General features: G+C 42.3%; 12 protein-coding genes and 2 pseudogenes. 7 read left to right on the top strand and 7 right to left on the bottom strand.

Annotated elements, in window-relative coordinates:
* Positions 1 to 49: 49 nt before the first annotated feature.
* The 4 genes from VXP95_RS06130 to VXP95_RS06115 all read left to right on the top strand — a co-directional run bounded on the left by VXP95_RS06130 (position 50) and on the right by VXP95_RS06115 (position 2,322).
* Positions 50 to 826 (top strand): TrmH family RNA methyltransferase, encoded by a 777-nt coding sequence (locus VXP95_RS06130; protein ID WP_064102805.1) that lies wholly within the window; start codon positions 50 to 52, stop codon positions 824 to 826.
* A 167-nt stretch (positions 827 to 993) separates the two neighbouring features.
* Entirely contained in the window at positions 994 to 1,608 is a 615-nt protein-coding gene (locus VXP95_RS06125) for an RNA polymerase sigma factor (RefSeq protein ID WP_064096257.1), read from the top strand.
* Positions 1,605 to 1,922 carry a hypothetical protein gene (locus tag VXP95_RS06120; protein WP_064096258.1) on the top strand — a complete coding sequence of 106 codons (318 nt, stop codon included), beginning with the start codon at positions 1,605 to 1,607 and terminating at the stop codon, positions 1,920 to 1,922. Before VXP95_RS06125 ends, VXP95_RS06120 begins: the two co-directional genes overlap by 4 nt.
* Positions 1,912 to 2,322, top strand: a complete 411-nt coding sequence (locus tag VXP95_RS06115) for a DUF3106 domain-containing protein (RefSeq protein WP_064096259.1) — start codon at positions 1,912 to 1,914, stop codon at positions 2,320 to 2,322. The genes VXP95_RS06120 and VXP95_RS06115 overlap by 11 nt, the downstream gene beginning before the upstream one ends.
* 62 nt (positions 2,323 to 2,384) lie before the next feature.
* Here VXP95_RS06115 and VXP95_RS06110 read toward each other — a convergent pair whose 3' ends face one another.
* From VXP95_RS06110 to cxpE, 4 genes and pseudogenes are all read right to left on the bottom strand, one after another.
* A complete protein-coding gene (locus VXP95_RS06110; protein WP_416711678.1) occupies positions 2,385 to 4,796 on the bottom strand; it encodes a CSLREA domain-containing protein in 2,412 nt (803 codons plus the stop codon).
* A gap of 9 nt (positions 4,797 to 4,805) precedes the next feature.
* Positions 4,806 to 6,604, bottom strand: a pseudogene (rbtA, locus tag VXP95_RS06105) (rhombotarget A).
* Positions 6,605 to 6,724: 120 nt separating this feature from the next.
* The gene (gene hda, locus VXP95_RS06100; RefSeq protein ID WP_064096262.1) at positions 6,725 to 7,429 is read right to left on the bottom strand and encodes a DnaA regulatory inactivator Hda; all 705 of its coding nucleotides are present in this window, start codon (positions 7,427 to 7,429) and stop codon (positions 6,725 to 6,727) included.
* 18 nt (positions 7,430 to 7,447) lie between these two features.
* A complete protein-coding gene (cxpE, locus tag VXP95_RS06095) occupies positions 7,448 to 8,665 on the bottom strand; it encodes a chloramphenicol efflux transporter CxpE (RefSeq protein WP_416711677.1) in 1,218 nt (405 codons plus the stop codon).
* Between the two features lie 135 nt (positions 8,666 to 8,800).
* Between cxpE and purM the strand changes: the two genes are divergently transcribed.
* Together purM and purN are read left to right on the top strand one after the other, a co-directional pair.
* On the top strand, positions 8,801 to 9,871 hold the full coding sequence (gene purM / locus VXP95_RS06090) for a phosphoribosylformylglycinamidine cyclo-ligase (RefSeq protein WP_064096264.1): 1,071 nt from the start codon (positions 8,801 to 8,803) through the stop codon (positions 9,869 to 9,871).
* Between the two features lie 6 nt (positions 9,872 to 9,877).
* Complete coding sequence (purN, locus tag VXP95_RS06085; protein WP_416711676.1) at positions 9,878 to 10,507, top strand: phosphoribosylglycinamide formyltransferase; 630 nt, start codon at positions 9,878 to 9,880, stop codon at positions 10,505 to 10,507.
* Positions 10,508 to 10,574: 67 nt separating this feature from the next.
* On the opposite strand, the gene VXP95_RS06080 is transcribed toward purN, so the two are convergent.
* Together VXP95_RS06080 and sppA are read right to left on the bottom strand one after the other, a co-directional pair.
* Complete coding sequence (locus VXP95_RS06080; RefSeq protein WP_416680809.1) at positions 10,575 to 11,378, bottom strand: alpha/beta fold hydrolase; 804 nt, start codon at positions 11,376 to 11,378, stop codon at positions 10,575 to 10,577.
* Positions 11,375 to 12,397 carry a signal peptide peptidase SppA gene (gene sppA / locus VXP95_RS06075; RefSeq protein ID WP_416680808.1) on the bottom strand — a complete coding sequence of 341 codons (1,023 nt, stop codon included), beginning with the start codon at positions 12,395 to 12,397 and terminating at the stop codon, positions 11,375 to 11,377. Before sppA ends, VXP95_RS06080 begins: the two co-directional genes overlap by 4 nt.
* A gap of 125 nt (positions 12,398 to 12,522) precedes the next feature.
* Here sppA and VXP95_RS06070 point away from each other — a divergent pair, with 125 nt between their 5' ends.
* The gene (locus tag VXP95_RS06070; protein ID WP_416680807.1) at positions 12,523 to 13,503 is read left to right on the top strand and encodes a lysophospholipid acyltransferase family protein; all 981 of its coding nucleotides are present in this window, start codon (positions 12,523 to 12,525) and stop codon (positions 13,501 to 13,503) included.
* On the opposite strand, the pseudogene VXP95_RS06065 reads toward VXP95_RS06070, so the two are convergent.
* A pseudogene (locus tag VXP95_RS06065) lies at positions 13,492 to 14,082 on the bottom strand (ComEC/Rec2 family competence protein); the annotation flags it as partial. The gene VXP95_RS06070 and the pseudogene VXP95_RS06065 overlap by 12 nt on opposite strands.
* Between the last annotated feature and the right edge of the window lie 75 nt (positions 14,083 to 14,157).

The following is a 14,157-nucleotide window of genomic DNA, read 5'->3' as shown; positions in this document are numbered from 1 at the left end:
TTTATAGCGGCGGCTGATATTGAATCGGCTGCCGTGGATTATATCTCCCATGGCAACTTTTTTTCTTGACTCTAAAGACAACCCGAAGATTAAACACTTACGTGGTTTGATTGAACAGAATACCTATCGTAAAAAACAGGGCCAGACTGTCCTGGAAGGTACACATCTGTCTCTCGCCTGGCTGCATGAAAACCGTAAAATTGATTCGATTTTCACCACTGAACAAGCACTTTCCCACCCTGATTTCGAGAAAATTCTTGCAAAATATACAGGTACAGTCTTTGTTCTGGGCGAATCCTTGTACAAAGATTTAAGTACTTTAGGAACATCATTGGCCTGTTTGGCTGTGGTGACTCTACCCACAGCAAACTACGCTCTTGATTTCAAGGCAGATACCTTGATTCTGGAAAATGTACAGGATCCAGGAAATGTTGGAACTCTGCTTCGTTCTGCAGCAGCAGCCGGTATTGAACAGATTGTTTGTACCAAAGGCTCTGCGTCTCTCTGGTCTCCAAGAGTCTTACGTGCCGGCATGGGTGCGCACTTCACACTGCAAACTTTTGAAAATATTGCCCTCGAACAAATTCTTGAGCAATTTCAGATCCCGGTTTATGTAACCAGCTCACATCGCGCTGAAAGCCTGTATTCAAAAGACTTACGTAAACCTTGTGTGTGGATCCTGGGTAATGAAGGTCAAGGTGTATCGGATTATGCCATGCAGCATGCTGAAGCTGTGACGATTCCGCAACCAGGGGGCCAGGAATCGCTTAATGTCGCTGTTGCAGGTTCGATCTGCTTCTTTGAAATGGTTCGTCAACGTATCTAATTAGGGATTTAGGTTACAGTGTTTTAATACGACCCTGCCCGTGTATAAAATAGATTAAACTACAAAAATAATAAACTTAATTGTCAACCAAACCGTTACTCCCAACGTTATGTGATCATGAACTTGGGAATAATGGTGGGTGTCCAATGACAGGATTTTCCATCTCTATGGATTTAGCACCAAAACAGTTGCAGTCACAGGATGTAAGTATTCTAAAGAGTACGGCCGAAGCACGTCTGAAGAATTTCATGCAGGATGTGACGGGACGGGCTTTGGTGATGATGGAAAGTGCAACCCAAGGTCAGCATGGTATTGCCATGGATCTGGTTCAGGAAGCCTTCATTTCCTTGCATAAATCCTATGCAGAAAAGACGACTGAAGAATGGTATCCGCTTTTTTATACGATCCTGAACAACAAGTTACAGGACTGGCGTCGCAAAGAAGCACGACGTGGTCAAATGTTTTCATTTTTCAAAAAAGTCAGCCTCGATGATGACGAAATTGAATTTGATGATGTTGTCGATGAATCAACACCTACACCTCTGGAATTTCTCGATCAGGCAGTGACTGCTGAAGAAATCCAGGAAGCGATTGCAAAATTGCCAGTGCGTCAGCAACAGGCATTTATGCTAAGAGCCTGGGAAGGATTCGACACCCATACCACCGCACAAATTATGAACTGCACCGAAGGCAGTGTAAAAACCCATTATCACCGTGCCATTCAAGGCTTACGTGCCTCTTTAGCACATTTAAATCCATATCTGGGAGGGTCATCAGAATGAATCAAGATGATTTCTTAAAACAAGTAACTTCCAAACTTGACGGGCTGGCACAGCAACATAAAGATAAACCTGTGGTCATGCATCATGTTCTTGAAGAAATTCAGGATGCAAAACATTCACGCTTTGCCTTTCTAAAAATGTCCGGATTTGCGTTGGCAGCTGCGATTGCAGGCGTGGTAGTGTTACCGAATCTTTCGGACCACAACGAGCCGCAAACTCAAATGGTTTCAGTACCAAAACTGTCTCCGCAAATGCTTGAAGATTTAGAAATGTTAATGGTTTTAGGTGAGGACAAAGTTCCACATGGCAGCTAAAAAGTTGGCAATTGTTTTTTGTGCACTCGGCTTTCTACAAACTAGCTTTGCAGGATTTGAACGTTTTTGGCTATTTTCCAAAGATGCTAATTCCCAAGTTACCGATACTTGGGATAATCTTTCTGATGCCGAACAACTGGCACTCATTAAACGTTATCAATCCCTAAAAGAAATCCCAGAACAACAACGTGTCAGCTTACAGCAGCGTATGGACTGGTTTACCCAACTTCCTGATGCAGAAAAACAAAAAATGCGTGAAACTTGGCAAATGATGAGCAGCCAAGAGCGTAAGGAACTGGGTACACGTATGCAAAAAGCGACACCGGAAGAGCGTCTCGCCATTCGGGAAGAATACATTCTCAAATATCAGCAAGTGACTCAACAACCTCCCTCACATTAAGCGATATAGATAAAAAAAGCCTCCATATAGAATAGAGGCTTTTTTATAACTTCAATCGTATTTTATTTTCTTAAACGACGATAAGCTGCCAGTCCCAATAATCCCAGTAGCGCCCAAATACCGCTTGCTCCCCCACCACTGGAGGAAGTATTGGTATTTTTAACTGTATTACGTAACAAGATCGTGGCTGTTTCTGAGATTTTTGCATCTGCGTCAAAAATTGCATACTCCATGCTGTAATTTGCCTGGCTTAAGTTATTCCTCACGCTAAATGTCAGCTTTCCACCATAACAAGTCTGGTTCTGATAGGGATCCGGACAAGCTCCTTGTCGCTCAGCTTTAAGTGAAACTCCTGCAGGAAGCTTGAGAATACGAATCGGAATCTCTTTACCATCTTTATCATGATAAAAAGCCGACTTTCCTGATGGTAATGGTCCGTCCCCGTCATCACTATCATTTTCAAGCGGATTTACAGTCACCGTAAGATTATTCTCTGGGCTAATCTGGTATTCATCATTCTTTACAATAGGTGCAATATTGGTAAAAGCTGCTCTTAAAAGACCTGTACTGCTCGCACCCGTTGCTCGGTCTTTAAGAGTATAATTACAGAACTCCATATCCACCGAGCTGGTGTCCTTAGCATCAGTACGATACATCATGATCCGGTTCAAATCTGGTTTCCATTCACACTTAAGATTTGGATCATTTGGGTTTCCCTCTACACTGGCCGAATTACCAGTACCAGTTAATTTACCTACACCCAGAGCTCTCACACTAATATCATAATTTTTTGAGTTAAATATTTTAGTTTGAATGATATTGCCAGATAAGGTTTCCTGCGGCATAGCCAAAACAAATGGATTGATATAAATTGCACGGTATTTCTGATATTGCTTGGTATATTTAAGCAGGTCTTCGTACTCTTTTAATTCTTCCTTTAATCCGGGCAACTCATCTGTCGGTGTATTTTTATCTGCAATAATTTTCTTAATATCATCTATATTTGTTTGATAAAAATCATTAAGTCCCACCAAATTTGTATTTTTCAAATCGGTAATATCTGCGGCCGTTAAACGTCGGATTTCAACTGAGCCGATCTCACAGGTATTTTTTGCATCTGGATCAAATGTTAATGTGGAACCAATCACACGATCAACACCACGCTGGTCTTGTTCGATACAGCCACTTTCACCAATATCTACCAAATCTGTTGCCGTCTTATTATCCCGCGGGTAATACAGCCCCAAATAGCGATTATCAATCGCAGGCTCAAGATAATCGGTTAATAAACTGCTGAACGTACTACTCGAGACATCCAGATTATTTGAAGTGGCATTTTCTTCTAAGGGAGGTAGTACACAACGCGAAGGGCCAGTGCTTTGAATTGCATTTTGTGTTGTGTAAAATTTGACTTGTTGTTCTTTGGTTGGATTCCCCTGATTCAAGCCATATTCGCAAGATAAGCCCTGATTGAATGCCAGGACATTAAACCCAAAAACTTTAGAGCCTACATTGTCATAAAATAGCGTAGATTTGGCTGTATTTTCGACAATGGTATTACTCGCGGCTGTTAAACTGGAAAAGGCACTGAGCGGACGATTAACCTGATTCGTCATACGCACAATATGTCCAGTGGCACTCGCAGTATTTTTCGCAATAGTTGAGTTCACCATTTCTACTGTCGCATAGCCACAAAAATCAAGAATACTGTTCGTAAGACTTGAACCGTTTCGAGTAATACTACTAGAATTGATTTTCACATTGGTTTGAGTCGCACCTAAATTTGCCTGACAGTCCATCGCCAGAACACTACCATATGAATTCGCCTGATTTTGGTGAATCAAAGAATCCTGAATGGTAATATTTTTTTCTGTATTCATTGCCACACTATAAATAGCTCCCCCTTCTGCGGCTGCTCGGGAATTCACTATTTCACTGGTATTAATGCTTAGAGGTCCCGCTACATAGAAAGTACCACCATTGCCTTTATCCAATCCATTTATTGCTGCATAGCCATCTTTTAAAATCAGATGATGAATCTCCAAGCTAGACTGACTGGCCATACTATTAAATAATCGGGTTTTTTTCTGGCCTGAAATTGTAGTTTTTAAAGCTTCTCGAGTTGGGTATAAATTCGTAATCGGACTACGACGGGTATAGCTAAATGGTGTTTTTCCATAAATTTTGAGGGCAGACTCTACGATAAGCTCTCGATCCAGTTTGTACTCACCTGCTTCAAGCTGAATTACATCTGGGGCCGAACCGTCCAGTCGAAGCGTACGTCCTACGTTACAGCCACCATAAGATTTATCCAGTTTTGCAGTTTTAATTGCTTCTCGTAAAGAACAGGCTTCATTATTCTCGCCGTCTTCATCGACAAAAGTAGTGACATATATTGTTTTATCTTCGGCTGCCATCAAACTCATGGCAGATAAAATCATGGCCGCAAGCAGTCCTTTTTTATAATTTTTCATGATTTTTCCTTAATCTTTTAGTTTACGGCGTAAACCCATTAAGCCGAGTAATATCAACAGTCCACCACCCCCCATGAGCCGCCTGACGTTTTGACTGCTTTGTCTTCCATTTCATTTTTTGGCGCCTGAACAACTTGAGTAGTAATGGTCAAATAAGGTTTACTTTTATTAAACCGTGTCGATGAGGTCACCACTTGCATTTCAAAAATATCTGCCCCATGCCAGGTAGAATCCGGGGTATAAACAACATTGCCATGAATATCGATGACTGTTTTACCCTTAGCCACTGTTGTGGTTGGTATGATTTTCAAACAGCCATCTTGCCAAGATTGATCATCAGGATTCTGCCCCACAATCGCATTACAGTACTGTTTTGGAATTAAATCACTATCTCCCAGATAAGGTTCAATTGAAAACTTGGCAATTTCTCCCTTTAACAGGTCTTGTCCAACCAGACTGCCCGAGGTTGGAATCGTGATTTCAATAGCTCCACGATCACAAAATAAATTATCCATCAAACGGTTGATCCCGCGTTGATCAGCAGCCTCACATGCAACGGTAGGATTTGCCAGATTCAGTACTGTGCCTCTATTTACGATCGGTGATTCGTTCACAAGAATATAGTTCAATAAAATTCGGGGACGCATATATCCGAGAAACTGTCCTTTAGGCACGCTATATGGACAAAGGATAGCTGTACTATTTTCATTCAGGGTTTGACACATACCTTCACTTTTATCCGAAGACTCCGCAAAAAGTTGCCTATCATTCCAGAACTGATTCGGTGCCACGGCATCCCCCAAACCACAGGATGAGCTTAGAAGATTGTTTTGCAACAAGGCCTTATCACCATTTATTATTTGGCAATCCTGTGTGCCATTTCTTAAAATAATGCTGTTAGCGACATAGGCTCTACCATTCGGGGCATAGATACGCAAAGCAGTATCTTCATTGTCAACCATGGTGAGATTATTTAGCCCCATTCCATCCATGACATTGATGAGTATCCCTTTATTTTTGAGTATGGTGCTACTTAATACTTCTCCACTAATACTTTGCTCTTTACTGGTGTTAGCAAATTGTCCAGCACTAAAAATATTGGTCGCTGAATTATCTAGTGTCTGGTTATTTTTAAGTACACTTTGAGAAATAAGGAATGCCGGTAGTTCGCTATACAGGATCGCGCCTCGTTGCGCTTTATTATTTTCGATCAGGCTGTTTTTAATTTCTACACGGCTGGTTAGGTTCTGGCCAAACTTTCCAGCATTATAAATTGCGCCACCCAAGTTGGCAGCAGCATTAAAAAGACGACTATATTCTAAAATCAACTGTCCTTTATTATAAATCAAGCCGCCTTGTTCAGTACAACTGGCCTTCCCACAACCTTCAAGATCCAGTTCTTTCAAGTTTAACTGAATCAGTGTGTCTGTACTGTTGACCCTAAATAGGTTATCAGTCCCTTTCATTTGAATATGAGCATTATGTAAGCCTAATGCTTTTTCTTCCGTACTGAATTCCCCATCAACTTCTGCGAGCGCACGGATTGTAAGAGATTTTTTAATCGCAATATGCTTGTTTAGCACATAGGTATTTTTTTCTTTTAAAATAATAGTACTGGATGAGTTTTCCCCGCCGCACCCCATAAAACCGGCTTTGGCTAAGCCACGATTAACATATTCAATCGCTTCTCGAAGTGAACATTCCTTGTCATCTTTTTCAATATCTTCTGTAGTAGTTACAATAATATCTGCACTATATGCCTGCCCCGCTATACATAGCAAAGCTATGCCTATGCTCTTCTTGAGCATAACCTTCTCCTTAATTTTTATCTCTTTCTTTTTCTTCTAAAGTTGCAGAATCCTTGCAACAACGAATTATTTTGCCTTACTGTGGCATAGACTGAGTAATTACTCAAGATTTTTTATAGTTTACCGATATTCGTCAATCAAGGCATAAATCTGTCGCAAATTGGCATTGCTGACCTTCAGTTTTTCCCCTTTAAGCAATTGAATAATCTGCTCTAATCTCTGTAAAAGTACCGAAGTTTGATGTGGTCCATGATTCAGTAAATAATCAAAAATTTGAGGATCTAGATGAATACCACGACGATCTAAAACTGATGAAATCAAGGCATAACGATCAGCATACAGACTGCCGCTCGGAACCCGGGTACTAACCGCCTGAGTGAGGCGGGATTGCAAGTCAGGTAATTCAAGCTTCAGTTCGATAGGGGCAAAGCGTGAGGAAAATACCAACTGGCCACCCCCTTCATTATTATAATTAATCAGGTGAAAGACGGCGCGTTGCCAATGTGGTACCCCACTAATTGCCTCAATATCATCAAGTGCGACCAGATCAAAACGATCCAGCGAAGTAATCGCCTCGGTCGGTGCATCTAGAAGTTCAAGCAAGGATACCTGAATCGCAGATTTACCTACTTCCAAATAAGAGTCACAAATGGCAGACAACAAATGACTCTTACCTGTACCGGCTCCTCCATAGACATAAAAACGGCTGATCAGCCCTGCATGTAATTGACGGACAGCATCAATCACATGTCCCCAGCCCGGCCCTGAAAAATCACTGATTCGGGCATCAAGCTGAGGTTCTATATCTAACTGTAATTGACGCATAGGAATTCTTGGACCTTATCAGTCTTTACGATGAGGATCATGAATCTTACTGGATTTCTCTTCCTCTTGCAGGGGTTTTACTCTTGGCCTTTTCATTTCAATATCAACATCTAAGTCTTCTGTTTCTACACTGATCGAACCCGTTGCCGGATCATTCATAATGACAGCCTGATTTCCATAAAAGTGTGTGTGTTCGTAATATTCACGTGCATGTCGCAATAGAACCACAATGACGGCTGCAACCGGCAATGCAATCAGCATCCCCATGAAACCCGCCAGTTGAGCACCCGCCAGTACCGCAAATACAACCGCTACTGGTGATAAGCCAATTTTATCGCCAAGCAGGAATGGCTGCAGTACATAACCTTCTACAGCCTGACCGACCATAAAGACCACACCCACCAGAACCAGTTGCCACCAGTCAATCCCAAACTGCAGGAAAGTTGCAATCACAGCCGCAATAATACCGACAGCAAAGCCCAGATAAGGAATAATACTGGCCAGGCCTGCCACCATACCGATAATCAAACCGACTTCAAGACCAATCAGTTGTAAGCCCACTGCATAAACAATTCCCAGCAGAATCATCACCAGAAACTGTCCTTTGACAAAGGCGCCCAGCACACTGTGGCATTCACCTACAATTCTTAAGGTGCTTTCTTCATAAGGACGTGGAATCAGGCGACGCAAGCTTTCCAGCATACGATCCCAATCCAGCAGGAAATAGAAGGCAATGATCGGAATTAAGACAATTGTACCGCCAATCTGAAGAAAGTTGATGCCAGATTGCGCAAGACGTAGCAAGAATGTCTGGATACTGTCTGCACTATAATTGGTTTGTACATAATCCATGACTACATCAGAAATCTGATTGGTATCAATTTCCATTTCGACGACATTAAAAGTATGAGACAACCAAGGCAAAAAGGTTGAATTAATCCATCCAATTATCGCGGATATATTGTCACGTGCATACACCAGCTGCTGCCAGATTAGCGGAATCAGATACCAGGTCGCCAGGGTCAGGATAACCCCGATCCCGATAAAAACAATACTAATAGAGAGCCAGCGCGGCAAACCCATATCATGCAGTTTATCTACCAGAGGACTGAACAGATACGCCATTAAAAATGCTGCAACAAATGGAATTACAACGGGTTTTAGTAAATATAAAATCCATAGCAATAAAGCTATCCCAGCCAGGATAAACACGCGACGCAATGTGCGATCTACCATAAAGTTTCGCCTTTTCTCTATTAATCATTATAAAAATTAAAATATTTTAATAAAGATAGCATTTTAGGCCACAAATACCATAAGAGTTTTACATATTCAGGTTATAATCGCACCCGCGAATGCGGAGACTTCATTATGAGCAACTCAACTTCTACCCCAAACACTGGTTTAAGCTACAAAGATGCAGGTGTCGACATTGAGGCGGGCGACGCGTTAGTCGATCGTATCAAATCTGTCGCCAAGCGTACCTCACGTCCTGAAGTCATGGGCGGTCTAGGTGGCTTTGGTGCACTTTGTAAAATTCCTAAAGGTTATGAAGAACCTGTTCTCGTATCTGGCACAGATGGTGTTGGTACAAAATTACGTCTGGCACTGAATTTGAACCGTCATGACACGATTGGTCAAGACCTGGTTGCAATGTGTGTGAATGACCTTCTTGTTTGTGGTGCTGAACCACTGTTCTTCCTCGACTACTACGCAACTGGTCATTTAAATGTTGAGGTTGCTGCCAATGTAGTTACTGGTATTGGCGCTGGTTGTGAGCTTGCGGGCTGTGCATTGGTCGGCGGTGAAACTGCTGAAATGCCAGGCATGTATGAAGGCGAAGATTACGATCTTGCAGGTTTCTGTGTCGGTGTTGTTGAGCAAAGCAAAATTATTGATGGCTCTAAAGTCAAAGCGGGTGACGTTTTAATTGGTGTGGCCTCTTCAGGTGCACACTCAAATGGCTACTCACTGCTTCGTAAAATCTTGGACGTAAAAAACGTTGATCTAAATCAAATCGTGGATGGTCGCCCACTTGCAGATGTTGCAATGGAACCGACACGCATTTATGTAAAACCAATTCTTGAACTGTTAAAACACGTTGATGTACATGCGATGGCACACATCACCGGTGGTGGTTTACCAGGTAACTTACCGCGCGTACTTCCAAACGGTGCTCAAGCGCTGGTAAATGAATCTTCTTGGGAATGGCCTGAGCTATTCAAGCTTCTACAACGTGAAGGCGGCGTAGAACAGTTTGAAATGTATCGTACTTTCAACTGTGGCGTTGGTATGGTACTGGTTGTTGATGCAGCTGATGCAGACAAAACTGTTGAATTACTCAACAAGCTTGGCGAAAAAGCATGGGCAATGGGTCAGATTCAAGACAATGCTGAATCGGTTGCAGGTGCAGACGAAAAAATTCGTGTGATCTTCGCGTAATTTCGCATGATTAAAATTGCTGTACTTGTTTCAGGTAGCGGATCAAATCTGCAAGCCTTGATTGATGCCAATCTTTCGGGGCAAATTGTGGGCGTGATTTCCAACAAACCTGAAGCCTTTGCTTTAACACGTGCACAGCATGCAGGCATTCAGACTGCAATTATTGAACACAAGCAATATCCAAATCGTGAGGCTTTTGATGATGTGATGCATCAACAGCTTTTGGACTGGGATGTAGATCTGGTGGTACTTGCCGGCTTTATGCGAATTTTAAGTGAAAAGTTTGTGAAAGCCTGGGAAGGGAAAATGTTGAATATTCATCCTTCCCTATTGCCTCATTATAAAGGCATGCATACGCATCAGCGTGTACTCAATACCGGTGATGTTCTGCACGGTTGTACAGTGCATTATGTCACGGCTGAGCTTGATGCAGGCCAAGCGCTTGCTCAAGGTGTTCTCAAGGTTTCTCACCATGATACGGTAGAAAGTTTGGCAATGCGTGTGCATAATCTCGAGCATGTAATCTATCCACAAGTTGTAGAATGGATTTGTAGCGGTACGATCCAACATACTGACGATGGTGTACTGTATCGGAATGAGAAAATGCAAGCGCCTGTTCAATTCTGCAAGTTCTAAAAAAAAATTAGATATAAAAAAACGCATCCTCGGATGCGTTTTTTTATTTCCAAAATACCCCAATGACTCAGGCAGACTGTTGCTGAATTAGCTGTTTGACCAAGTCCGCTACTTGATTGGGTTGTTCTAATGGGAACATATGCCCCCCATCGACCACAGTAAAAGGAATACCAAATTTCTTTTGCACTTGCTGTGGGAACTTGCGAGCCAGAAATGGACCTTTCTCGGCAACGACCAGATGCACCGGGACTTTTGGTTTGGCCTGAGGCAACCACCAGAGTGACGGATTGGTTCTAAAGACTGCGACCTCATCCCTTTTAGGGATAGTAAGCTCTACGCCACCCCGGATGGGATCTTCCCGCAAGGCATAATCAATATAAGCCTGGAAGCAATCCGCATCAAAATCCTGATAAAAGCCTTTAGGGCGCAACAATTCCGCTGCCTGCTCACGTGAGTCCCAATGATCACGGCGGCGTTTGGACAGACCGGCCGGAGACATTTTATCCAATGCTTTTAAGCGAAAAGTCTTTGCAATATGCAAGGCAAAGGCTTCTTTGCCCATAATCATCGGCGGGTCCAGCATGATCATTTGTGAAAACAGTTCCGGACGCTGTAAAGCAGCCTGAAACGTTAATACGGAACCCAACGAATGTCCCAAACCGATCACGGGTCGGCCTTGAGACTGGCGTACAATACTATCGATCACTTGCTGGGTCAGGCTTTTCCAATGATTATCAATTGGATAACGCTTATCAGGCCCTAATAACGGCACATAGATAATATCGTAATTCTCTTGCAGTCCATCAAATAGTTTTTGATAGACTTTTGATGGCACGCCATTGGCGTGCGCGAAATGAATCAATGGTTTCATTGCAGTGTCGTACTGTTTTCTGACTGAAGTTTCTGTGCAACCGAAGTAGCAATTCCATTACCAATCGATGCTCCCATACGGCCCAGTACTGAGTCGAATGGACTATATTCAATCGTGTAATTCAAGGCTTTATCCGTTTTAAGTTCACGCTTCAAGGTATTTAAACTTCCGATCCGGTCAGCAATGCCAAGTTTTACTGCCTGATCGCCCGTCCAGAACAAGCCAGAGAAAATCGCAGGGTCGTTTGATTTCAACTTATTGCCACGGCCCTCTTTCACGGCATTAATAAAGTGACGATGTACATCATCCAGAACACCCTGTACATGTGCTTTTTGCGCAGGATCAATCGGCTGGGTCATCGACAGCAAGGCTTTATTGTCGCCTGAAGTCATGGTGCGGTCTTCAACACCAAGTTTTTTCATTAAATTGCTCACACCATAATTTGGCATGATGACACCGATAGAACCCACCAAACTGGAAGGATTGACAATAATTTCATCTGCAGCCGAGGCAATATAATAGGCACCTGATGCACCGGTATCACCGATCACAGCATAAAGCTTTTTACCGGGATGCTGTTTTTTAAGATACTGAATTTCCTGCCAGATTTCATCGGACTGTACCGGTGAGCCGCCAGGTGAGTTGATATTCAGCACCACCGCTTTACTTTGTTTATTTTCAAAGGCTTTTTTCAGTGATTTAATGGTATTGCTACTGTTCACACTCTGTTTGTCGGCTGCAATCGTACCCACAATGTCCACGACTGCGATATGAGAACCTGCACCAGCACTGGCATCTGAAGAAACAGAACTACAGCTTTTACCTAATGCCAGAATAACGACAAGTAGATACGCAAACGTCAGAAATTTAAAGAAAATCCCCCAACGACGTGCACGACGCTGTTCTTCAACCGAAGCTAAAACTGCTTTTTCCAGTAGTTTCCACTCAGGACCAGTCGGCTGAATTGGCTGTTGCGTATTTTGTATTTGATTTTCAGGTTTTGGTGGCCAATCGGACATAAATAATCCAATAAATTGATTTATATTGAACCCATTATATACACTGAATCGGGTAATTCTGTCTAAACAAAACGTTTTCGCCTATAATAAATTTTGTTCTCTTTTTTTGTACTTAGACTAAATCAATGACGAAACAGGGCTCACGGAATTCAGCTTACGGTTTACTCAAATATATTAGCCGCCAACCGCTTCCGGTTTCTCGATGGATGGCCCGTATGCTGGCCTTTATTGTGAACAGTTTTAAAGTCACTAAAACTTCGGAAGTTATTCGCCTGAACCTTGAAATCAGTCTCTCCGACCTGCCCGATCAGGAACGTGAACAGATTAACCGTGCTGCAGTGCGTAATGAATTAATGTCATATTTCGAGTTCTTTACCATTTGGGGCTCAAGCAATCAAAAAAATATCAAACGCATTCATCGCGTGATTGGTGAAGATTTACTTCATGATGCACTGGCACAAAATAAAGGCTTGGTATTAATTGTGCCGCATTTTGGCACCTGGGAAATTATGAATGCCTATGTTGCCCAGTTTACTTCGATGACCATCATGTACAAACCTGTGAAAAATCAGGCTGCGGATCAATTTGTACGTGCCGCCCGTAGCCGGGAAAAAGCACATTTGGTACCAACCGATGAATCAGGCGTCCGTCAGATTTTTAAAGCCTTAAAACAGGGGGGTACCACTGTGATCCTGCCTGATCATACTCCGAATATTGGCGGTGAATATATTCCCTATTTCGGTGTACCCTTGGCTACGAGTAATTTGAGTGCTAAGCTGATCCAAAAGACCAAAGCGCGTGCCCTGTTTTTATATGCTCTACGTAATACTGATGATGGATTTGATATCTTTATCGAAACGGTTGATGAAAAAATTTATAGTGGTAATGCCAATCAGGGTACCCAAGTTATTATTAATAGTATTGAAAATTTAATTCGTCGCCATCCTGAACATTATCACTGGAGTTATAAACGCTTTAACGCACATCAAGATTTAGGCAATCTTTATAAACTTGAACATGAACAAGCCTTGAGCAAAGTAAATGCCTTAAGAACACAAGATACTGATGCTCATGAAGCTTCATCTGTAATAGAATCATTCAGTTAAAGGCTGACGATATAGCCATTGCCATCCATGTCGTTCGGTAGAAAGCACCAGCTTTGAGTTTTGTTGCTGAAAGTGCATGCTGCCCTGTTCTGCCGTGGTCAATAAAGGAATATTAAGAGCTTTTAACCGTTGCTGAGTCAGTTGGCTTGGGTGACCATAGCGATTAAATTTCCCAGCCGATGCAATCGCCAGTTTAGGCTGCAAAACCTGTAAAAATTGATAGGCTGAACTGTGCTGACTGCCATGATGGCCGAGTACCAGCACATCGACCTGAAGTTCGGGATAGTCTTGAAGCAGCTGATATTCAGTCTCCCAGCCCGCATCTCCCATCAATAAAAAGTTTTGATACGGTCCGGCATTTTTGACTTGCAGATACACCACACAAGAGCGGTCATTTTTATTGAAGTTTGATGTGTTTAACTGCTGCTGCCGGGGTGCCAGAATTCTAAAGTTAATCTCTTCAGACCATCGCCATTGCTGTCCTTCATAGCAAAACTGAAAACGAGAAGTTCCGGCTGTTTCAGGCATCTGATTAGATAATACTTGTTTGATATTCAATAGATCTTTAATGCTGAAATATAGTCAAATCATTATAAAACCAATACAATGGTGCAATGAGTTATTCAGAACATTTTAGACGTAAAATTTTAGCTA

The organism is Acinetobacter sp. 226 (assembly GCF_048147925.1).
Classification (GTDB): Bacteria; Pseudomonadota; Gammaproteobacteria; order Pseudomonadales; family Moraxellaceae; genus Acinetobacter; species Acinetobacter pecorum.
The sequence above is the reverse complement of the archived record's forward strand: the minus strand, read 5'-3'. Positions and strand labels throughout refer to the sequence as shown.